Raw genomic sequence first — 20,311 nt, 5'->3', positions numbered from 1 at the left:
CACCGATGACCCAAGCGACCCTCTCCCCCGGCACTGCCACTACCGGTGCCAAAGGCCACGGCGGCCCCGATGTCCGCGCCCGGCGCACCGCGCGCCGCAAGCAGACGCTGCACTGGATCGCAGTGCACGCGCTCGGCATCGCCGCCGCCGCCTTCTTCGTGCTGCCGTTCGTCTTCGTCCTGCTCACCGCGGTGATGAGCGACAACCAGGCGCTCACCCGCGACCTGTGGCCGCACCACTGGCAGTGGTCCAACTTCCGTACCGTGTGGGACACCCCGGGCTTCCTGACCTGGTGGCGCAACACCCTGGTGTACGCGGTCGCCGGCACCGTGCTGACCGTGGTGTCGTCGCTGCCGGTGGCGTACGCGCTCGCCAAGTTCCGCTTCCGCGGGCGCAATCTGGTCATGGTGCTGGTGATCTCGACGATGATGCTGCCGCCGCAGGTGGTGATCATCCCGATGTACCTGTTCTGGACCAAGCAGATGGGCATGGACGGCAGCCTGTGGCCGCTGATCATCCCGCTGGCCTTCGGTGACGCGTTCACCATCTTCCTGCTGCGGCAGTTCCTGCTGACGATCCCGAAGGAGTACACCGAGGCGGCCAAGGTCGACGGCTGCGGCGAGCTGCGCACCCTGCTCACCGTCATCGTGCCGATGATCAAACCGGCGCTCGCCGCGGTGGCCCTCTTCCAGTTCTTCTACTGCTGGAACGACTATTTCGGACCGCAGATCTACGCCAGCTCCAACCCCGGGGCCTGGACACTCAGCTACGGACTGGAGTCCTTCAAGGGCGCACACCACACCAACTGGAATCTGACCATGGCCGCGACCGTTCTCGTGATGGCCCCGGTGATCGTGGTCTTCTTCTTCGCGCAAAAGGCCTTCATCGAAGGCGTGACCCTGACTGGAGTCAAGGGATGAAACTGGCAGTCGTGGGCGGCGGGTCCACGTACACCCCCGAACTCATCGACGGATTCGCGCGGTTGCGCGACACCCTGCCGATCGAGGAGCTGGTGCTGGTCGACCCGGCCGCCGACCGGCTGGAGCTGGTCGGCGGTCTGGCCCGGCGGATCTTCGCCAAGCAGGGCCACCCGGGCACCATCACCACCACCGCCGACCTGGAGGCCGGGGTGGCCGGCGCGGACGCCGTCCTGCTCCAGCTGCGGGTCGGCGGGCAGGCCGCGCGCAACCAGGACGAGACCTGGCCGCTGGAGTGCGGCTGCGTCGGCCAGGAGACCACCGGGGCCGGCGGTCTGGCCAAGGCGCTGCGTACGGTGCCGGTCGTCCTCGACATCGCCGAACGGGTGCGCAGGGTCGCCCCGCAGGCGTGGATCATCGACTTCACCAACCCGGTCGGCATCGTCACCCGGGCGCTGCTCCAGGCCGGGCACAAGGCCGTCGGCCTGTGCAATGTGGCGATCGGCTTCCAGCGCAAATTCGCCGCGCTGCTGGACGTCGCCCCCGAGCAGGTGCACCTGGACCACGTCGGGCTCAACCACCTGACGTGGGAGCGCGCGGTGCGGCTCGGCGGCCCGCGGGGCGAGGACGTGCTGCCCAAGCTGATCGCGGAGCACGGCGCGGCGATAGCCGCCGACCTGCACATGCCGCGCGAGATCGTCGACCGGCTCGGCGTCGTCCCGTCGTACTACCTGCGCTACTACTACGCGCACGACGAGGTGGTGCGGGAGCTGAGCACCTCCGAGTCGCGGGCCTCTCAAGTGGCCGCGATGGAGAAGCAGTTGCTGGAGATGTACGGCGACCCGGCGCTGGACGAGAAGCCGGAGCTGCTGGCCAAGCGCGGCGGCGCCTTCTACTCCGAGGCCGCGGTGGCACTGGCGTCCTCGCTGCTGCGGAACACCGGCGACGTGCAGGTGGTCAACACCTACAACAACGGCACGCTGCCCTTCCTCGCCGACGACGCCGTCATCGAGGTGCCCGCGGTGGTGGACGGCACCGGGACCACACCGCTGCCCGTACCGCCGCTCGACCCGCTGTACGCGGGCCTGATCGCCAATGTCACCGCGTACGAGGACCTGGCGCTGGAAGCGGCTCTTCGCGGCGGCCGGGACCGGGTGTTCAAGGCGCTGCTGTCGCACCCGCTGATCGGGCAGTACGAGTACGCCGAGGCGCTGACCGACAAGCTCGTCGCGCACAACCGGGAGCACCTGGCGTGGGCCTGAACCAGGAGCCGCTCGTCCCCGGCGGCGTCCTCGCCGTCGACGCGGGCAACAGCAAGACCGACGTGGCGCTGGTCGCCGCCGACGGGAGGGTGCTCGGCACCGCCCGCGGCGGCGGGTTCCAGCCGCCGGTCGTCGGGATCGGGGCGGCCGTCGACGGCCTCGCGCGCATCGTGGAGCGCGCGGCGGCCGACGCCGGTTTCCCCGACGGCGCGAGCGGCGGGACACCGCTCGCGGAGCACACCTCGGCCTGCCTGGCCAACGCGGACCTGCCGGTCGAGGAGCAGCAGCTCGAAGCGGCCGTGCACGCCCGCGGCTGGGCGAGGTCCACGCGCGTCGCCAATGACACGTTCGCGATCCTGCGGGCGGGGGTGGACGCGCCCCGCGGTGTCGCGGTGGTGTGCGGGGCGGGCATCAACTGCGTCGGCATGCTGCCGGACGGGCGCACCGCGCGCTTCCCGGCGCTCGGCAAGATCTCCGGTGACTGGGGCGGCGGTTCGGGCCTGGCGGAGGAGGCGCTGTTCCACGCCGCGCGCGCCGAGGACGGCAGGGGCGGCCCGACCGCGCTCGCCGACACGCTGCCCGCGCACTTCGGGCTGCCGTCGATGTACGCGCTGATCGAGGCGCTGCACCTGGAGGCGATCGCGGCGGACCGCAAGTACGAGCTGACCCCGGTGCTGTTCGCCACCTCCGACGCGGGCGACCCCGTCGCCCGGTCGATACTGGACCAGCAGGCCGACGAGATCGTGGCGCTGGCCACGGTCGCGCTGGCCCGGCTCGACCTGCTCGACGAGGAGGCGGACGTGGTGCTGGGCGGCGGGGTGATGGCGGCCAGGAACCCGTATCTGATGGACGCCCTCACCGACCGGCTGACCGCCCGCGCCCCCAAGGCCCGCCCGCATGTCGTGACGGCGCCCCCGGTGCTCGGCGCGGCTCTGCTGGGCCTGGACCATCTGGCGGCGCCGCCCGAGTCCCACGCGGCGCTCCGGGCCCACTACGCATAACGCGCCCCGGGCCTGTCACCACCCGCGCCACCGGCCCTGTTCGGTTCCCGCCCGCCCGGGAACCGAACAGGGCCTTCACGCGTGACTGCCTCCAGGGGGCAGTGCGCGGCCGTACGGCAAGATCCACCGTTGGGCTAGGTGGATGCGGGGGGCTGCGACCATACTGCTGGCTGAGAGCGTGACTTCCGCGCAGGCGGAGTCGGTCCCGGGGGAGGGTGAGTGACGCAGACGCCGACGAGAGGCGGAGGGCCGAACGGGCTGGGCGTGGCGGAGGTGCCGGCGCAGCGCCGGCGGGCCTGGGTGGAGCGCAGCGAGCAGCTCCGGGCCGCGGCCACCACCGAACCCGGCCGGCTGCGGATCATCGGCGCCGTCCTGGCGCTGCTGGTCGTCGCCTTCGGCGCGGTCACCGCCTGGCAGATCACCGACCGGACCACCGCCGCGGGCAATGTGCTGCACCACAGTGCCCCGCTGAGCGCGGACGCGGCGGAGATCTACCGCAGGCTCGCCGACGCCGACGCCACCGTCGCGGGCGGCTTCCTCGTCGGCGGCCAGGAGCCGCAGGCGGTCTCCGACCGGTACGACAAGGACATCGCCATCGCCGCCAAGCTGATCACCGAGGCCGCGGCCAACAGCCAGGGCTCCAGCCAGGTGCGCGCCCAGATCGCCTCGCTCAACCAGCAACTCCCCCAGTACACCAAGCTGGTGGCCACCGCCCTGGCCAACAACCGGCAGGGCCTCCCGCTGGGCGGCGCCTATCTGCGGTACGCCAACGAGCAGATGCGCAAGGACGGCGGCCTGCTCGACGCCTCCAACAAGCTGTACCAGGCCGAGACCGACCGCCTCGGCAAGGACTACGGCGACGCCAAGGCGCTGCCGTACGCCGCCTGGGCGCTGGGCGTCGTGGCGCTCGGCGGTCTGGTGTGGGCGCAGCGCCGCCACTACCGGCGCACCAACCGGGTGTTCAACCAGGGCATGCTCGCCGCGAGCGGCGCCTGCGCGGTGGTGCTGCTGTGGCTGGTCGTCGGGCACACCGTGGCCCGCACCCAGCTCGACGACTCCTACGCGCACGGCGCGAAGTCGATGCAGGTGCTCAACAGCGCCCGGATCGCGGTGCTCCAGGCCCGCGGCGACGAGAATCTGACGCTGGTGGCCCGCGGTTCCGGCGGCAGTTACGAGGACACCTTCAACTCCGGCATGACCGGCCTGGCGGGCAAGGACCCCAAGGGCGTGGGCGGCGAACTGGAGCAGGCCCTCGCGCTGGCGGACAACGCCAAGGGCCGCACCCCCGTCGACACCGCCATCAAGAGCGTGCAGACCTGGCGGGCCCGGCACACCGTGGCCCGGGCCAGCGACAACAACGGCGACTACACCACCGCCGTCGCCCAGGTGATCGGCGGCAAGGACAGCAAGGGCCACACCGTCACCGAGACCACCGGGCAGTGCTTCGACAAGGTCGACGCCAGCCTGGAGCAGGCCGTCGCGCAGGAGCAGCACGAGTTCAACCAGGCCGCGGACAGCGGGCGCGGCGCGCTGACGCTGCTGCCGGCCGGCGCGGCACTGCTGGCGGTGCTGGCCGCGGCGGGCGCGGCGCTCGGCATCGGGCGCCGCCTGTCGGAGTACCGGTGAGCGGCGTGCGGCGGGGCCGCGGCGGGCGGGAAGCGGACGACGAGCAGGGGATGGGGCGGACTGTGAGCGGGAGACGACGGCCGGAGCGCGGGATACGCGGGGGCCGCGTACGGCTGCGCGGCTGGGGCGGCGTCGCGGGCATGGCGTCGGCGTGCACGCTGGCGCTGACAGCCGCGCTGCTGCTGCCGGGCACGGGCGGCAGCGGCGGCACGCGATCACCGGCGGCCGCGCCCAAGGCGCCGCAGGTCCAGGCCCGTTACGCCGCCGACCAGGACTGCTCGAACTCCGCGACCACCCTGGACCCGGCGACCGGCGCCGTCACCAGCCTCGACCCGAACGGCGGCACCCAGGACGGCGCCGCCGTCGAGCGGATCAAGCACAACAAGCGGCTGGTCGTCGGCGTCGACCAGAACAGCTATCTGTGGGGCTACCGCGACCCGGTCACCGGCGACATCGCCGGCTTCGACATCGCCATCGTCAAGGCGATCGCGCAGAGCATCCTCGGTCCGGACGCGCAGGTGCAGTATCTGACCATCCCGACCGACCAGCGGATCCCGATGATCCGCGCGCACAAGGTCGACATGGTGGTCCGCACGATGAGCGTCACCTGCGACCGGCTCACCGACCCGCAGCAACAAGTGGCCTTCTCCAGCGCCTACTTCGAGGCGGGCCAGCAGCTGCTGGTGCCCGACAACTCCACCATCAAGGGCTTCGACGACTCGCTGAACGGCAAGCACGTCTGCACCGCCTCCGGTTCGACCGGCGCCGCCAAGCTCGCCCAGGACGCGCACGGCGCGAAGGTGACCCTGGTACCGAACCAGCTCGACTGCCTGGTGCGGGTCCAGCTCGGCCTCGCGAACGCGGTGTTCACCGACAACGCGCTCGCGGCCGGCCAGGCCGCCCAGGACCCGTCGATGAGACTGGCCGGGGAAAGGGTCACCACCGAGCCGTACGGTGTGGCCATGAACCTGGACGACACCGACCTGATCCGGCGGGTCAACGCGGTCCTGGCCTCCTACGGCAGCGGCGGCGCCGACAGCCCGTGGATGCGGGCGTACGACAAGTGGCTCGCCCAGCACCTGCCGGGCATCGGCGGACCGCCGCAGGCGCACTACAAGTGACCCGCAGGCGCACGACAAGTGACGAGGCCCACGACAGGTAACCCCGAAGGCAGCCCCGGGACCACAGGACGCACGCGGACAGCGGAAAGAGGGTGTGATGGCGGTCGCTGGACCCACCGGACCGGTCATGGGACGGGAGGAGGTCGACCGCGCCCTGGAGCGGCTCGGCACCGAGCACGAGGCCATCGAATCCTCCCTGCTCGCGCTCCAGGACCACTCGGGCCGCCGGCTGCTGGAGGGTGCGGAGCTGACCGGCGTCACCAAGGAACGCTGGGTGGAGACCGACGCGGCGATCACCTTGCTGTGGGCGCACTTCGAGGCGTACACCGAGACGATCGGCGCCGCCCGGGAGCTGCGGGCCAAGCGCCGCTGGCCCACCCAGACCGAGCTGACCCGGCTCACCGAACTGCTGCGCGGCGACGGCGTGACCGTCACCGGCGCGGCCACCCCGGACGCCGCCCGCTCGCTGACCGGACCGGCCCGGCTGACCGAGCGGCTGAGCCTGAAAAAAGTGCTGAAGCGGATGAACGGCTGGTACGACCAGGCCATGGAGACGGTCGCCGCCGCCGACTCCGTCTGGTCGGCGCTGCCCGCCAGGATCGACCTGCTGGCCGCCGAGACCCGCCGGGTGCGCTCGCTCGCCCAGTCGGTCGGGGTGCGGCCCGGCGCGCACCCGGCGGGCGACGAACTGGAGTCGCTGATCGAGGAGCTGGCCGAGCTGCGCGCCCGTACCGTCTCCGACCCGCTGGCCTTCTGGCGGGCCGCGCCCTCACCGGGACGGCCCGACACCGAACGGTACGACCAGGCAGGACGCCGCCTTGAGGAGATCCGCCGCGAGGTCGAGGCGGTGCTGCACGTGCGCGACGACGCCGAGCACCGGCTGCTGCGGCTGCGCGATGTGCTCTCCCGCGCCGACCGCACCCTCACCGAGGCGCGCAGCGCGCGGGTCGAGGTGCTGTCGAAGATCCTCGCCTCCGACGTGCCCGCGGTCAGCGGCCCGGCCGCCGCGCTGCACGAACAGCTCGCCGCCGCCGAGGAGTTCTGGCGCGGCGCCCAGTGGCACCGGCTCTCGCCGCTGCTCGACGGCCTGGAGGAGCGCGCCGACGAGGAACTGCTGCGGGCCCGTGACTCGCTGACCGCGGTGACCGCGCCGCTTGCCGTGCGCGCGGAACTGCGCGGCAGGTTGGACGCGTACCGCGCGAAGGTGGCCCGGCTCGGCATGGCCGAGGACCCGCTGCTGATCGAGCGCTACGACCAGGCCCGCCGGCTGCTGTGGAGCGCCCCGTGCGACCTGGCGGCGGCCGACCGTACCGTGCAGCGCTACCAGCAGGCGGTCGCCGAGATCGGCGCCCAGCGCCCGTCGAAACCGCAGGACCGCAGGGGGCCGGTGTGACGCGGCCTTCCGGGTCGGGGCTTCCCCGGTCGGGGCCCCGCGTGTTCCTCCCGGGCGTGACGGGGCGCGGTGCCGTCATGGGTGCGGCAAAACGGTCCGCGCGGGCGGCGAACCGTACGGCTCCCGGGGCCGTCCGTAGGGTTGAGGCGGACGGCAGGCATCGGGGCGACAGACCCGTCGCGGGCGCGGCACGCGACGGACGCGCGACAGTGGAAAGGCTGAGGGGGACACCGTGAGCAAGTGCCAACGGCCCGGTTGCGACGGGACCTTGGAGGACATGGGCGGCGGGGAGCTGTACTGCGACACCTGCGGTCTCGCGCCGCTGGCCGCCGCGCCCGCGTCCGCCGCCGGTTCCGTGCCCGCGGCGCGCGGCGCCGACTCGGGCCGCTCGGAGTCGGCGCACACCTCCTCGCACTCGTCCTCGCGGTCCTCCTCGCGCGCCTCGCGCCGCTCGGTGTCCGGGCGGCTGTCGCGGTCGCTGAGCGGCGCCGCCACCGGCCGTTCGGTGTCGGTGCGCAGCAGCCGCAGTTCCAGCAGCGGCCCGACCCGCGGCAAGCTGGGCGCGGGCCTGGTGTCGGTGCCGACGGTGCCGCGGCCCGACCCGGCCGCCGCCGTGCTGACCGATCCCGAGGTGCCCGAGCGCAAGCGGTTCTGCAGCAAGGGCGACTGCGGGGCGCCGGTCGGCCGCAGCCGCGGCGACCGCCCGGGACGCACCGAGGGCTACTGCAGCAAGTGCGGCCACCCGTACTCCTTCTCGCCCAAGCTGCGGCCCGGCGACATCGTGCACGGCCAGTACCACGTGGTGGGCTGCCTGGCGCACGGCGGCCTCGGCTGGATCTACCTGGCCGTGGACCGCGCGGTCTCCGACCGCTGGGTGGTGCTCAAGGGCCTGCTCGACACCGGTGACGAGGACGCGCTCGCCGCGGCCGTCTCCGAGCGGCGCTTCCTCGCCGAGATCGAGCACCCCAACATCGTCCGGATCTACAACTTCGTCGAGCACCTCGACCAGCGCACCGGCACCCTCGACGGCTACATCGTGATGGCGTACGTCGGCGGCAAGTCGATGAAGGAGATCGCCAACGAGCGGCGCACCCCGGACGGCAGGCGCGAGCCGCTGCCGGTCGCGCAGGCCATCGCGTACGCCATCGAGGCGCTGGACGCGCTCGGCCATCTGCACAGCCGCAATCTGCTCTACTGCGACTTCAAGGTCGACAACGCCATCCAGACCGAGGACCGGCTCGAACTCATCGACATGGGCGCCGTGCGGCGGATGGACGACACCGAGTCGGCGATCTACGGCACGGTCGGCTACCAGGCGCCCGAGGTCGCCGAGGTCGGTCCGTCGGTCGCCTCCGACCTGTACACGGTGGCGCGCACCCTGGCGGTGCTGACCTTCGACTTCCAGGGCTACACCAACGTCTTCGTCGACAGCCTGCCCGACCCCGGCAACATCGAGGTCTTCTCCCGCTACGAGTCCTTCTACCGGCTGCTGGTGCGGGCCACCGACCCGGACCCGGACAAGCGGTTCTCCTCCGCCGAGGAGATGTCGGACCAGCTGCTGGGCGTGCTGCGCGAGGTCGTGGCGCTGGAGAGCGGCATGCCGCGGCCCGCGCTGTCCACCCTCTTCGGCCCCGAACTGCGTGTGGTGGACACCGAGTTGGTACGGCCGGTGACCGGCGACACCTCGCTGCTGGGCGCCGACCGCGCGCTGGAGAAGGCGGCCAGGCGCCGCGACCGGGCGGGCGCGAACGGATCCGGCGGCGCGCCCGCCGCGCTCGGGCCGGGCGGCGCCGCGCCCGCGCTGCCCGCCGGGGGCATCCCGGCGCAGCCGGCCGGACCGCCCGCGGGCGCCGGCGGCTACAGCCCGACGGTGGCGGGCGCGCTGCCCGCGCCGCTGCCCAACTGGGGCCCGCCGCCCGCGGTCAGCCCCACCGTGGCGCGGCTCGACCCGAGCGCGGCCATCCTGGCGCTGCCCGTGCCGCACGTCGACCCCGCCGACCCCAACGCGGGCTTCCTGGCCGGTCTTTCGGCCGCCGCCCCGGCCGAGCTGGTCGCGGCGTTGCAGTCCGCGCCGCAGGACTCGGTGGAGAAGCGGCTGCGGGAGCTGCGGGCACTGCTGGAGATGGGCGACCCGGCGGGCGCCCACGAGGTGCTGCGCGCGCTCGCCGACGACGACGAGGCGGACTGGCGGGTGGTGTGGCACCGCGGTCTGGCCGCGCTGTGCACCGGCGACCAGGAGACGGCGGCGCTGAGCTTCGACGCGGTCTACGACGCCTTCCCCGGCGAGCCCGCGCCGAAGCTGGCGCTGGGCATCTGCGCCGAGGTGCTGGGCCAGCTCGACAACGCGGCCGAGTACTACCGGCTGGTGTGGATCACCGACCACAGCTATGTGAGCGCCGCCTTCGGCCTGGCCCGGGTGCTGCTGGCCTCCGGCGACCGGCCGGGCGCGGTGCGGGCCCTGGAGTCGGTGCCCGAGTCGTCGATCCACTACACGGCGGCGCGGGTCGCGGCGATCCGGGCGCGGCTGCGCGACAGATCGCCGCAGGAGCCGCTGCTGGCCGACCTGCACGCGGCCGGTCATCAGGTCGAGGACCTCCAGCGCCAGGGCCTGGACTCCGACCGGCGCGAGCAGCTCGCCACCGAAGTGCTGGGCAGCGCCCTGGACTGGGTGCTGGCCGGCCGTGTCGGGGACGGCGCGCCCGCCGCCCCGGGCGTACCGTCAACGGGCGGGCCCGGCACGGCCGTTCTGGGCTCGGCCCTGAACGAGCGGGACCTGCGGTTCGGCCTGGAGCGCTCGTACCGGGTGCTGGCCAGGCTCGCCCGGCAGGGCAGCACGAGGATCGAACTGGTGGAACGCGCGAACCGCTTCCGCCCCCGGACGTGGGTGTGAACGAGATGCCGCCAATGCCCGAGTCGCCGCCGTCGGCGACGACGACGCTGTGCCCCTCCTGCGCGGAGCCGCTGGACCCGGGGGACCGCTTCTGCGAACACTGCGGCGCCGACGTGCAGGCCCCGCCGCCCGCGGCCGCTCCACCCTCCGGCGGGGGCTCGCCGTCCGGCGCGGGTGACGCCGGACCGGCTGCCGCCACGGGCCCTGCGGGGGCCGGGGCCACCGGTCCCGCCGCCGCGCCGCCGTCCGGGGCGGACGGCGACGGAGCCCGGCCGCGTACGGACGCCGCGGGCGCCGACGCCGGTGCGGCGGCAGGGGGTTACCCCGCCGGCGGTGAAGCCGCTGCCGGGGACGGGCCCGCGACCGATTCCTTCCTGCTGGCTCCCCCGCAGGGCCAGGGGCAGGGGCAGGCGCAGCCGCAGGGCGACGGGGACACGCTCGCGCTCGGCGTGCCGCTGCCCGCGACGAAGCTGTCCGACCCGCGCGAGGAGGAGCCGGAGACCGCGCCGGAGGCGGAGACGGTGTGCGTGGCGTGCGGCCTCGGCGGCGTGGACGCGGACGGCTACTGCGAGCACTGCGGGCACGCCCAGCCGCGCCAGCGCGACCACCAGGAGCAGGAGTTGGAGGGCGTGGCCGCGGTCAGCGACCGCGGCCTGCGGCACCACCGCAACGAGGACGCCTTCGCGCTGTCCACCGCGTCGCTGCCCGACGGCTCCCCCGCGGTGGCCGCGGTGGTCTGCGACGGCGTGTCCACCGCGTACCGCCCGGACGACGCGTCGGCCGCCGCCTCCGCCGCGGGCGGTGAGTCGTTGCTGGCCGCGCTGGAGCGCGGCGCCCCGGCCGACGAGGCGATGCGCGGCGCGCTGCTGGCCGCCTTCGAGGCGGTGAGCGCGCTCGCCGAGGAGGAGCCGGCGCCGGACGGCGCCGCGCACCACAACGCCCCGGCGTGCACCTGCGTGAGCGCCGTGGTGACCGGTCCTGTCTTCACCGTCGGCTGGATCGGCGACAGCCGCGCGTACTGGATCCCCGACGACCGCACACAGCCGTCCGCCCGGCTCACCGAGGACGACTCGTGGGCGGCCAGGATGGTCGCGGCCGGCCTGATGACCGAGGCGGAGGCGTACGCCGACGAGCGGGCGCACGCGATCACCGGCTGGCTCGGCGCGGACGCCGTCGAGGTCGATCCGCACGTCGCGGCGTTCCAGCCGGAGAGCCCCGGTGTGATCGTGGTGTGCACCGACGGGCTGTGGAACTACGCGGAGTCGGCCGCCGAGATGGCCGCGGCCGTGCCCCGGGACGCCAGGACCCGTCCGCTGCACAGCGCGCGGACGCTGGTCGGGGTGGCCCTGGACGGCGGCGGCCACGACAACGTAACGGTCGCGGTGCTGCCGTTCCCGGCGGCCGTGTCCCGGGCAGGATTCCCACCCGACCAGGCCACGGACGGCCCGGGCGGGGCCGTGAACGGGCTTTAAGGAGCGCTCTACCGATGGCCAGAATTTCCAAGTCGAACGTGCCGCAGTTCTCGGTCGACATTTATCAGAACGAATTCCTGCCCGAGGGCGGCCGCGAGGTCAACGCCATCGTCACCGTGACCTCGACCGGCGGCGGCACCTCCGGCGGCCAGCCGCTGCCAGGACCGGCCTTCGCCGCCGAGGGCGCGCCGCCCAGCGCGGGCGTGGTCATCATGGTCGACTGCTCGGGCTCGATGGAGTATCCGCCGACGAAGATGCGCAACGCCCGTGACGCCACGGCCGTCGCGATCGACACCATCAGGGACGGTGTCGCCTTCGCCGTGGTCGCCGGCACCCACCAGGCCCGCGAGGTGTATCCGGCCAACGGCGGCCTGGCGGTCGCCGATCCGACCACCCGCGCGCAGGCCAAGCAGGCGCTGCGCAAGCTGACGGCGGGCGGCGGCACCGCGATCGGCACCTGGCTGCGGCTCGCGGACCGGCTGCTGGCCAGCGCCGATGTGGCCATACGGCACGGCATCCTGCTCACCGACGGCCGCAACGAGCACGAGAAGCCGGAGGATCTGAAGGCCACCCTGGACGCCTGCACGGGCCGCTTCACCTGTGACGCGCGCGGTGTCGGCACCGACTGGGAGGTCAAGGAGCTGACCGCGATCGCCTCGGCGATGCTCGGCTCGGTGGACATCGTCGCCGATCCGGCGGGCCTGGCCGCGGACTTCCAGGCGATGATGGAGAACGCGATGGGCAAGGAGGTCGCGGACGTCAGCCTGCGGCTGTGGACCCCGCAGGGCTCCGAGATCGCGTTCGTGAAGCAGGTCGCGCCGACGGTGGAGGACCTGAGCGGGCGCCGCGTCGAGGCGGGGCCGCGCGCGGGCGACTACCCGACCGGTTCGTGGGGCGACGAGTCCCGCGACTACCACGTGAGCGTGCGGGTGCCGTCGGCCGGCGTCGGCCAGGAGATGCTGGCGGCCCGGCTGTCGCTGGTGCTGCCGCAGCCGGACGGCACCGTCGAGGTGCTCTCGCAGGGTCTGGTGCGCGCGGTGTGGACCGACGACATGGCGGCCTCCACCCGGATCAATCCGCAGGTCGCGCACTACACCGGGCAGGCGGAACTGGCGCAGGTCATCCAGCAGGGCCTGGAGGCCCGCAAGTCCGGCGACATGGACGGCGCGACCGCGAAGCTGGGCCGCGCGGTGCAGCTGGCCAGCGCCTCCGGCAACGAGGACACCGCCAAGCTGCTGGCGAAAGTGGTGGACGTGGTCGACGCGGCCAGCGGTACGGTCCGGCTGAAGGCCAGGGTCGCCGACGCCGACGAGATGACCCTGGAGACACGGTCGACGAAGACCGTACGCGTGAAGAAGTGAGCCGCGCAGGGCAATGCGCGCGGGCGGCCGCGGCGGCGGGCGACCCGTGCGGATCCGCGGTGCGACGACGTAACGTGTGAGGACGTAAGCAGCGCACACGGTTTGTGACGCCGCCCCGGCGGCGGAGGGGGAGCCAGCAGCATGCCGACTTGTCCGAACGGCCACGAGTCCGGGACCGACGACTGGTGCGAGGTCTGCGGGATGCGGATGGCCGTGCCCTCGTCCTCGTACGGGACCCGGCCGCCCTCCTCCTCCGCGTCCGCGTCGGCCTCCTCGTCCAGTTCCCCGGTGTCCACCTCGCCGGGTGTCTCCGCGCGCGCCGGGTACGACGGTGACGGGTCCGCGGGCCCCGAGCTGTGCCCGCAGTGCCGGACACCGCGCGAGGGCATGGCGCTGTTCTGCGAGGAGTGCCGCTACAACTTCCGTACGCATTCGGCGACCACCTTCGTGGCGCCGCCCCCGCAGCCGCCGGCCACGGCCACCGGCTTCCCGCCGTATCCGCCGGACTACTCGCAGCGATCGCGGCCGTCGCAGGTCAACCGGCCCGCGGAGCCGCTGCCCGAGCAGTCGGTGACGTCGGGGTCCGGGGACTTCCTGCTCGACCCGCCGTCGTCGCAGGTGAAGGCGCCGGGTCCGGCGCCGGCCGCGCCCGAGGCGCGGCAGGCCGCGGAGGGCGGCGTGGCGGAGCAGTCGCCGCCCGCGCAGTCGTCGTACCCGCCTCCGCCGCTGTCGGGCCTGTCGGCGCCGCCCACGCCGACGGCCGGACCGGTGTCCGGGCCGGTGTCAGGGCCGGTGTCAGGGCCGGTCTCCGCGCCGTCGAGCGGGGAGCAGCAGCCGGCCGCGGGTACGGGCACGGGCACGGCGTGGGTCGCGGTGGTCGCGGCCGACCGGGAGTACTTCACGACGATGATGGCGCGCAGCGGCCCGGACGCGGAGGGCCTGTACTTCCCGGCCTTCTCGCCGGAGGTCCAACTCCCGCTGATCGGCAATCAGGTGACCATCGGGCGGCGCCGGCAGAGCACCGGTGAGTCGCCCGACATCGACCTGTCGCGCGGCCCCGAGGACCCGGGCGTCTCGCACCAGCACGCGGTGCTGGTGCAGCAGCCGGACGGCAGCTGGGCGGTGGTCGACCAGAATTCGACCAACGGCACCACGGTCAACCTCGGCGAGGACACCATCCCGGCGTACACCCCGATCCCGCTGGCCGAGGGCGACCGGGTGCACGTCGGGGCGTGGACGACGATCACCCTGCGCCGCGCGTGACCCCGGTCGGCGGCACCAGTACGGGTACGGGGGCCGGTGCGGCGGTGCGACGGCTGGATCTGGGGTGGTTCGTCCGGCCCGATTCCGAGACCGGTGACGGGCGGCCTCGGGTGGAGCCGGCGCTGGCGTATCTGGTCGACCACGGCGGGGAATTGCTGCTCTTCGACACCGGGATCGGCGCCGCGGACCCGGAGACGGACGCGCACTACCGCCCGTACCGCCGTCCGCTGCCCGCCGCGCTCGCGGACGCGGGCGTGACGCCCGCGGACATCGCGCTGGTGGTCAACTGCCATCTGCACTTCGACCACATCGGCGGCAATCCGCTCTTCCCCGGCACCCCGTTGCTCACCCAGCGCGCCGAACTGGCGCTGGCGCGCGCCGGCGGGCACACGATCGAGGAACTGGTCGACTTCCCCGGCGCGGTCTTCGAGGAGCTGGACGGCGAGGCCGAGATCCGCCCGGGGCTGTGGATCCTGCCGACCCCCGGGCACACGGCGGGCCACCAGTCGCTGGTGCTGCGGCGGCCGAACGGCACGGTCATCCTGGCGGGCCAGACGCACACCTCCGCCTCGGACTTCGCCGCCGCGGAACTGGCGGCGCGGGCCCGGGCCGCCGGGGCCGGCGAGCCACTGCCGGAGCCCGACCCGTGGGTGGAGCGGCTGCTCGCCCTCGACCCGCGGCAGGTGCTCTTCGCGCACGACGCGGCGGTGTGGGAGCCGCTGTCCGGCTGACTCCGTCTATCGGGTGCGGACCGGCCAGCGGTACGGGCCTGCCGGGTCGTCCAGCCAGGTCCACTGGCGCGGGCCGTCGACGGTGAGCCCGAAGCGGGTCCTGGCCGGGTGGCCGAGGTCGCGGAAGACGGTGTGCGCGGACTCCACCAGCGCCCACAGGTCGCGCGGGCCGCTGATCCGGGTCAGCCCGTCGGGTGTGGTGCGGGCGGCGGAGCCGTCGGCGGCCAGCAGCCGGGCGGTGCCGGACCCCGGGGACCAGGTGAGGTCGAGCGGGCCCGCGAGGAGGGTGAGCAGGAAACGGAAGAGGTCGTTGCCGATGACGCGCGGCGGGGTGCCGGTGCCGCGTACGGTGCTCCCCCGGTCGGTCGATTCGGCGGCGGCCGGTTCGGCGGCGGCCGTCGTGGAAGGGCCGCGCAGCGGGACGAAGAAGGCCGGGGTGGACAGGAAGCGGCCCTCGGCGGCGGTCGCGCTCCGCACGGTCAGCGCGACCAGACCGGTCGCGAAGGGCGCGAGGATCCGGGCCTCCGGCCGGCACTGGCCGAGCAGGGCGACCGGCAGCGACGGCAGCTCACAGGCGACGATCACCCGGTCGTACGGGGCGCCCGCCCGATGCCCGCGTGCGCCGTCGCCGGTGACCACCGTGACGGACCGGGCGGCGGGGGTGCCGTACGCGGCCAGGTGCGCGCGGGCGGCGGCGGTGATCCGCTCGTCGAGGTCGACGGTGGTGACGGCGCCCGTGCGGGGTCCGGCGCCGAGCCGGTGCGCGAGCAGCGCCGCGTTGTAACCGGTGCCCGCGCCGATCTCCAGCACCCGCTCGCCGCCGCTGATGTCCAGGGCCTGGCACATCAGGGCCATCAGCGACGGCTGGCTGCTGGAGGAGAGGAGTTCGCCGTCCACCACATGGGTGGCGACCGGCCGGTCGGCGTAGGCGCCCGCGAGCCAGCGCAGCCGGCGGCGCGGGTCCGGGTCGGCGGCGCTGAGCAGATCGTGGCCGCCGCCGGGCAGCGGGCGGAAATAGCGCGGCACGAACAGGTGCCGGGGCACCTCGGCGAAGGCGGCCCGCCAGGCCGGGTCGGTGAGGCCGCCGCCCGCCGCGATCCGGCGGACCATGCGGGAGCGCAGCGCGGCCGCGGCCGACCGGTGCCGCCCGGCCGTACCGGGGTCCGCGTCCGCGTCCGGGTACGATTCTGCGTCCACGCCCGGATCCGTACCCGGGTCCGCGTCCTGGCCCGCGTCCGGTTCCTGGTCGGATTGCGCCATACCTCCATCGTGCGCCCCTGTCCCCGGTCCTACGACTCCGGTACTCGGCCGCTCCTTCTGCGACCATGGGGGTGTGAATGAGATCCCGCGCGGCACGGTGCAGCAGCAGACGTTCTACGAGCTGGTCGGCGGCGAGGATACCTTCCGCCGGCTGGTGCACGTCTTCTACCAGGGGGTGGCGGCCGATCCCGAACTGCGGGCGATGTACCCGGAGGAGGACCTCGGCCCGGCCGAGGACCGGCTGCGGCTGTTCCTCATGCAGTACTGGGGCGGCCCCCGCACGTACAGCGAGGAACGCGGCCACCCGCGGCTGCGGATGCGGCACGCCCCCTTCGCGGTGGACCGGGCCGCGCACGACGCGTGGCTGCGCCACATGCGCGCCGCCGTCGACGAGTTGGCGCTCGAACCCGCACACGAACAGCAGCTGTGGGACTACCTGGTGTACGCGGCCGCTTCCATGGTCAACACCCCCGGCTGAAAACCGCGCACAGCGGAGGAACGGCGTCCGCTTTCCGGCCGGTCACGATCGTATTTCGACAATCTCCCGCACTATTCACCACTGGCGCCGTTTGAGAACATCCCGTCAGTAAAAGGACGGGGGCTCGTAGGTGACCGGATTCGTACTCCTGCGCGTGCGCGCGCACCGGTTGCTGTTGACTGCGGCGCTTCTGACGGTGGTCCTGACCACCTCCGTCCTGGCCACCTTCACCGCGTTCACCAGCGCGATCGGCGACGCCGCGCTGCGCAGGACGCTGCAGCACCAGGCCGCGGGGCGGTCCACGGTCGAGGTCCAGGCCAATGTCACCCCGGAGAACCGGCAGGGGCTGGATTCGGCCGTCCGCAAGACGGTCGCCGGAGCCTTCGCCGGACTGCCCGCCACCGTACGGTCGAGCACCCGGTCCGGGCCGTACGGGCTGCCGCTCGCGCTGCGGCCCGCGGGGTCGCCCAAGAGCAGCGACCCCGACCTGACGCTGCTGGCCACCTTCGACCGCTCGCGCGTCACGCTCACCGAGGGCAGCTGGCCCGCGCCCGCCGCCAAGGGCGCCGCCGAGGTCGCCGTCGCCGTCCCGGTCACCGCCGCGCAGGCGCTCAAGGTCCGCACCGGCAGCGTCATCACGCTGACCAACCGGCTCGGCGGCGCCCCGCTGCACATCCGCGTCACCGGCCTGTACCGGCCGGTCGACGCGAGCGCGCCGTACTGGCACCTCGACCCGCTCGACGGACGCGGCATCCACACCCTGGCGTTCACCACGTACGGGCCGATGCTCGTGGACGACGGCACCTTCGGCTCCGGGCGGGTGACCGCCGCGGAGATGTCCTGGCAGGGCACCGCCGACTTCCGCGGCGCGAGCACCAGCCGGATGGACGCGCTGGAGGCCGGCACCCGCGACGCCGTCGCCGAGTTGCAGAACGCCCAGGCCACCGCCGACGCGCAGGTCTCCAGCGGGCTGCCGTCGCTGCTGGACGCGCTGCGCCGCAGCCTGCTGGTCACCCGCTCCACCCTGCTGATCGGCGCGCTCCAGCTGATCATCCTGGCGGGCTTCGCGCTGCTGCTGGTCGCCCAACTCCTCGCCGAGGAACGGGCGGGCGAGACCTCGCTGCTGCGCGCCCGCGGCGGCTCCCGGTCCCGGGTGGCCAGGCTCGCGGCCGGTGAGGCGCTGCTGCTCGCGGTGCCCGCGGCGTTGGTGGCGCCGCTGCTCGCCGGGCCGGTGACCCGCTTCCTGTCCGGGACCGGCGCGATGGCCCGCACCGGCGTCACCCTCAACAGCGGCAGTGACGGCGCCGCCTGGCTGGTCGCGGTGTGCGCGGCACTGGCCTGCGCCTTCGCGGTGATCGTGCCGGCGCTGCGCGGGGGCGGCAGCTACGCGGCCGAGCGGTCGGCGCGGTCGCGGCGCGGCGCGCTGCCCGGCGCGCTCCAGGCCGGCGCGGACATCGGCCTGCTGGTCATCGCGGGCGTCGCCTACTGGCAGTTGCACCGCAAGGCGTCCGGCAGCGGCGCGCTGACCTCCGGCACCGGCGGCGGCCTCGGTGTGGACCCGGTGCTGGTCGCCGCGCCCGCGCTGTGCCTGCTGGCCGGCACCGTCCTGGTGCTGCGGCTGCTGCCGCTGGCGGCGAAGCTCGGCGAGCGGCGGGCCGCGCGCGGCAGCGGGCTCGCCCTGGCGCTGGCGGGCTGGCAGTTCGCGCGCCGGCCGCGGCGCGGCGCGAGCGCGGTGCTGCTGCTGGTACTGGCCGTGGCGATGGGCATGTTCGCGATCGGGCAGGGCGCGAGCTGGGACCGGTCACAGCACGACCAGGCGGACTTCACCGTCGGCGCCGACATCCGTGTCACCGGCATGACGACCCCGCCGTTCGGGCAGGCCGGGATCTACGCGAAGGTGCCGGGCATCACCGCCGCGGCGCCCGCGGCCCGCGACGAACTGCTGCTCACCGAGCAGCGGCACGCCACCGTGCTGGCCATCGACACCCGGCAGGCGGCCGACGCCATGCGGTTCCGCTCCGACCTCACCGACGGGCGGCCGGTCGGGGACCTGCTCGCGCCGCTGCGGGACGGGCAGCAGGGCGCGTCGGCGGAGACCGGCGGCTACACGGTGCCGGGCGACGCGAGCGCGGTGGAGTTCACCGCGTCGCTGACCGCGCTGGACGGCGGCGGGAAGCCGACCGCGTCCACGTTCGGCCCCGACCACCTCATCGCGATCCTCAAGGACGCGAAGGGCGTGGCGTACCAGTTCGCGATCGGCGACCTGCCGCCGGACGGCGCCCCGCACCGGCTGACGCTCGACCTGTCGTCCGCCGAGGGCACGGCGGGCGGCGCGCCGGCCGGGCCGCTGCGGCTGATGCGGATCGACGTCGGCTACGCGCTGTACGCCAAGGACGAGTCGCACCGGCTGACCATCGCCTCGGCCCGCACGATCGGGCCGGACGGCGCCGCGACCCCGCTGGCGGCGGAGAAGGGCGGCGCGGGCGCGTGGGACGTACAGCCGAGCTTCGACGACCCGGCGTACGCCAACAGCCCGGACACCAAGCACCCGGTCGTCAAGCCCCTGGTCATGGGCGGCCCCGCGCTGATGAGCCTGGACTACCGCACCGGCTCCACCTATGTGGACCCCGACAGCTACGGCGGCGGGCCTGCCGTCACCTTCCGCATGCGCGTCAAGACTCCCCCGCTGACGGTGCTCCCGGCGATCGCCACCGACTCCTACCTCAAGGCGGTCGGCGCGAAGGTCGGCAGTTCGGTGCAGGTGCTGCTCAACGGTGTGGAGGCCACCGTCAGGATCACCGGTTCCGTGCACGCCGTGCCCGGCACCACCGACCAGGGCGCGAGCGACACCACCGCGTCCACCACCTCCACGCAGGAGGCGCAGGACGCGGAGAAGAAGGACGCCGGGGCGCTGGTGCTCGACCTGGACTCGGTCAACCGCTTCCTGGAGGCGCAGGACTCGCTGGCGATGCAGCCCTCGGAATGGTGGCTGGCGACCGCGCCGGGCGCGTCCGCGAAGGTGGCCGCGGCGCTGCGCGACCGTACGGACATCGACGCCATGCTCGTCCGCGACGAGACCGCGCGGGACCTGCGGGCCGATCCGCTGGGCGCCGGGCCGCAGTCGGCGCTGCCCGCGGCGGTGGTCGCCGCCGCGGTGCTGGCCGCGGTCGGCTTCGCGGTCAGCTCGGTGGGCGCGATCCGGGAGCGCGCCACGGAATTCGCGGTGCTGCGCGCGCTCGGTGCGCCGCGCCGCAAGCTGGCCCGGATGATCGCCGCCGAGCAGGGACTGCTGGTGCTGATCTCCCTGGTCGTGGGGGTGGTGCTGGGGGCGCTGCTGACCCGTCTTGTCACCCCGTTGATCGTGCTCACCTCCCAGGCCGCGCAGCCCGTGCCGAAACTGCTCGTCAAGCTGCCCGCCGGGCCGCTCGCCCAACTGCTGGGCGTCGTACTGATCGCACCACTGATCGTCGTCCTGGCCACCGCCGTGCGCCGCGGCGACCCGGCGACCGCGCTGCGCCGCCAGGGGGAGGACTGAC

Annotated in this window: 14 protein-coding genes; 13 read left to right on the top strand and 1 reads right to left on the bottom strand. The window is 74.1% G+C overall.

What is annotated here, in order from left to right; all coding sequences use genetic code 11:
* The first annotated feature begins 5 nt into the window (after positions 1 to 5).
* The 11 genes from BM076_RS24365 (at position 6) to BM076_RS24315 (ending at position 15,037) form a co-directional block, all read left to right on the top strand.
* The gene (locus BM076_RS24365; protein WP_093715831.1) at positions 6 to 920 is read left to right on the top strand and encodes a carbohydrate ABC transporter permease; all 915 of its coding nucleotides are present in this window, start codon (positions 6 to 8) and stop codon (positions 918 to 920) included.
* Positions 917 to 2,179, top strand: a complete 1,263-nt coding sequence (locus BM076_RS24360) for a 6-phospho-beta-glucosidase (RefSeq protein WP_093715830.1) — start codon at positions 917 to 919, stop codon at positions 2,177 to 2,179. Before BM076_RS24365 ends, BM076_RS24360 begins: the two co-directional genes overlap by 4 nt.
* The gene (locus BM076_RS24355) at positions 2,170 to 3,180 is read left to right on the top strand and encodes an N-acetylglucosamine kinase (protein ID WP_093715829.1); all 1,011 of its coding nucleotides are present in this window, start codon (positions 2,170 to 2,172) and stop codon (positions 3,178 to 3,180) included. The genes BM076_RS24360 and BM076_RS24355 overlap by 10 nt, the downstream gene beginning before the upstream one ends.
* 264 nt (positions 3,181 to 3,444) lie before the next feature.
* Positions 3,445 to 4,806: a hypothetical protein gene (locus tag BM076_RS24350; protein ID WP_245796292.1), complete on the top strand. Its 1,362-nt coding sequence runs from the start codon at positions 3,445 to 3,447 to the stop codon at positions 4,804 to 4,806.
* A gap of 62 nt (positions 4,807 to 4,868) precedes the next feature.
* A complete protein-coding gene (locus BM076_RS24345) occupies positions 4,869 to 5,927 on the top strand; it encodes a glutamate ABC transporter substrate-binding protein (RefSeq protein ID WP_245796290.1) in 1,059 nt (352 codons plus the stop codon).
* A gap of 97 nt (positions 5,928 to 6,024) precedes the next feature.
* Positions 6,025 to 7,320, top strand: a complete 1,296-nt coding sequence (locus tag BM076_RS24340) for a hypothetical protein (protein ID WP_093715827.1) — start codon at positions 6,025 to 6,027, stop codon at positions 7,318 to 7,320.
* A 277-nt stretch (positions 7,321 to 7,597) separates the two neighbouring features.
* On the top strand, positions 7,598 to 10,210 hold the full coding sequence (locus BM076_RS24335) for a serine/threonine-protein kinase (protein ID WP_093715826.1): 2,613 nt from the start codon (positions 7,598 to 7,600) through the stop codon (positions 10,208 to 10,210).
* Positions 10,211 to 10,224: 14 nt separating this feature from the next.
* Entirely contained in the window at positions 10,225 to 11,682 is a 1,458-nt protein-coding gene (locus tag BM076_RS24330; RefSeq protein ID WP_093715825.1) for a PP2C family serine/threonine-protein phosphatase, read from the top strand.
* Positions 11,683 to 11,696: 14 nt separating this feature from the next.
* A complete protein-coding gene (locus tag BM076_RS24325) occupies positions 11,697 to 13,043 on the top strand; it encodes a vWA domain-containing protein (protein ID WP_093715824.1) in 1,347 nt (448 codons plus the stop codon).
* Positions 13,044 to 13,184: 141 nt separating this feature from the next.
* Entirely contained in the window at positions 13,185 to 14,306 is a 1,122-nt protein-coding gene (locus BM076_RS24320; RefSeq protein ID WP_093715823.1) for an FHA domain-containing protein, read from the top strand.
* Entirely contained in the window at positions 14,303 to 15,037 is a 735-nt protein-coding gene (locus tag BM076_RS24315) for an N-acyl homoserine lactonase family protein (RefSeq protein WP_245796288.1), read from the top strand. Before BM076_RS24320 ends, BM076_RS24315 begins: the two co-directional genes overlap by 4 nt.
* Before the next feature lie 6 nt (positions 15,038 to 15,043).
* Here the strand turns inward: BM076_RS24315 and BM076_RS24310 are convergent, their stop codons facing one another.
* A complete protein-coding gene (locus tag BM076_RS24310; protein WP_093715918.1) occupies positions 15,044 to 16,147 on the bottom strand; it encodes a methyltransferase domain-containing protein in 1,104 nt (367 codons plus the stop codon).
* A 223-nt stretch (positions 16,148 to 16,370) separates the two neighbouring features.
* Between BM076_RS24310 and BM076_RS24305 the strand changes: the two genes are divergently transcribed.
* Together BM076_RS24305 and BM076_RS24300 are read left to right on the top strand one after the other, a co-directional pair.
* The gene (locus tag BM076_RS24305; RefSeq protein WP_093715822.1) at positions 16,371 to 16,775 is read left to right on the top strand and encodes a globin; all 405 of its coding nucleotides are present in this window, start codon (positions 16,371 to 16,373) and stop codon (positions 16,773 to 16,775) included.
* A gap of 130 nt (positions 16,776 to 16,905) precedes the next feature.
* On the top strand, positions 16,906 to 20,310 hold the full coding sequence (locus BM076_RS24300) for an ABC transporter permease (RefSeq protein ID WP_093715821.1): 3,405 nt from the start codon (positions 16,906 to 16,908) through the stop codon (positions 20,308 to 20,310).
* Position 20,311 lies beyond the last annotated feature (1 nt).

The sequence above is a fragment of the Actinacidiphila alni genome (genome assembly GCF_900112845.1).
In the GTDB taxonomy this organism is placed as follows: domain Bacteria; phylum Actinomycetota; class Actinomycetes; order Streptomycetales; family Streptomycetaceae; genus Actinacidiphila; species Actinacidiphila alni.
The sequence above is the reverse complement of the archived record's forward strand: the minus strand, read 5'-3'. Positions and strand labels throughout refer to the sequence as shown.

What these genes read in the sequence shown, in the direction of transcription:
- BM076_RS24365 (WP_093715831.1), top strand. Translation starts at nt 6, where the DNA reads ATGACCCAAGCGACCCTCTCCCCCGGCACTGCCACTACCGGTGCCAAA.
- BM076_RS24360 (WP_093715830.1), top strand. Translation starts at nt 917, where the DNA reads ATGAAACTGGCAGTCGTGGGCGGCGGGTCCACGTACACCCCCGAACTC.
- BM076_RS24340 (WP_093715827.1), top strand. Translation starts at nt 6,025, where the DNA reads ATGGCGGTCGCTGGACCCACCGGACCGGTCATGGGACGGGAGGAGGTC.
- BM076_RS24335 (WP_093715826.1), top strand. Translation starts at nt 7,598, where the DNA reads ATGGGCGGCGGGGAGCTGTACTGCGACACCTGCGGTCTCGCGCCGCTG.
- BM076_RS24330 (WP_093715825.1), top strand. Translation starts at nt 10,225, where the DNA reads ATGCCCGAGTCGCCGCCGTCGGCGACGACGACGCTGTGCCCCTCCTGC.
- BM076_RS24325 (WP_093715824.1), top strand. Translation starts at nt 11,697, where the DNA reads ATGGCCAGAATTTCCAAGTCGAACGTGCCGCAGTTCTCGGTCGACATT.
- BM076_RS24320 (WP_093715823.1), top strand. Translation starts at nt 13,185, where the DNA reads ATGCCGACTTGTCCGAACGGCCACGAGTCCGGGACCGACGACTGGTGC.
- BM076_RS24310 (WP_093715918.1), bottom strand. Translation starts at nt 16,147, where the DNA reads ATGGTCCGCCGGATCGCGGCGGGCGGCGGCCTCACCGACCCGGCCTGG.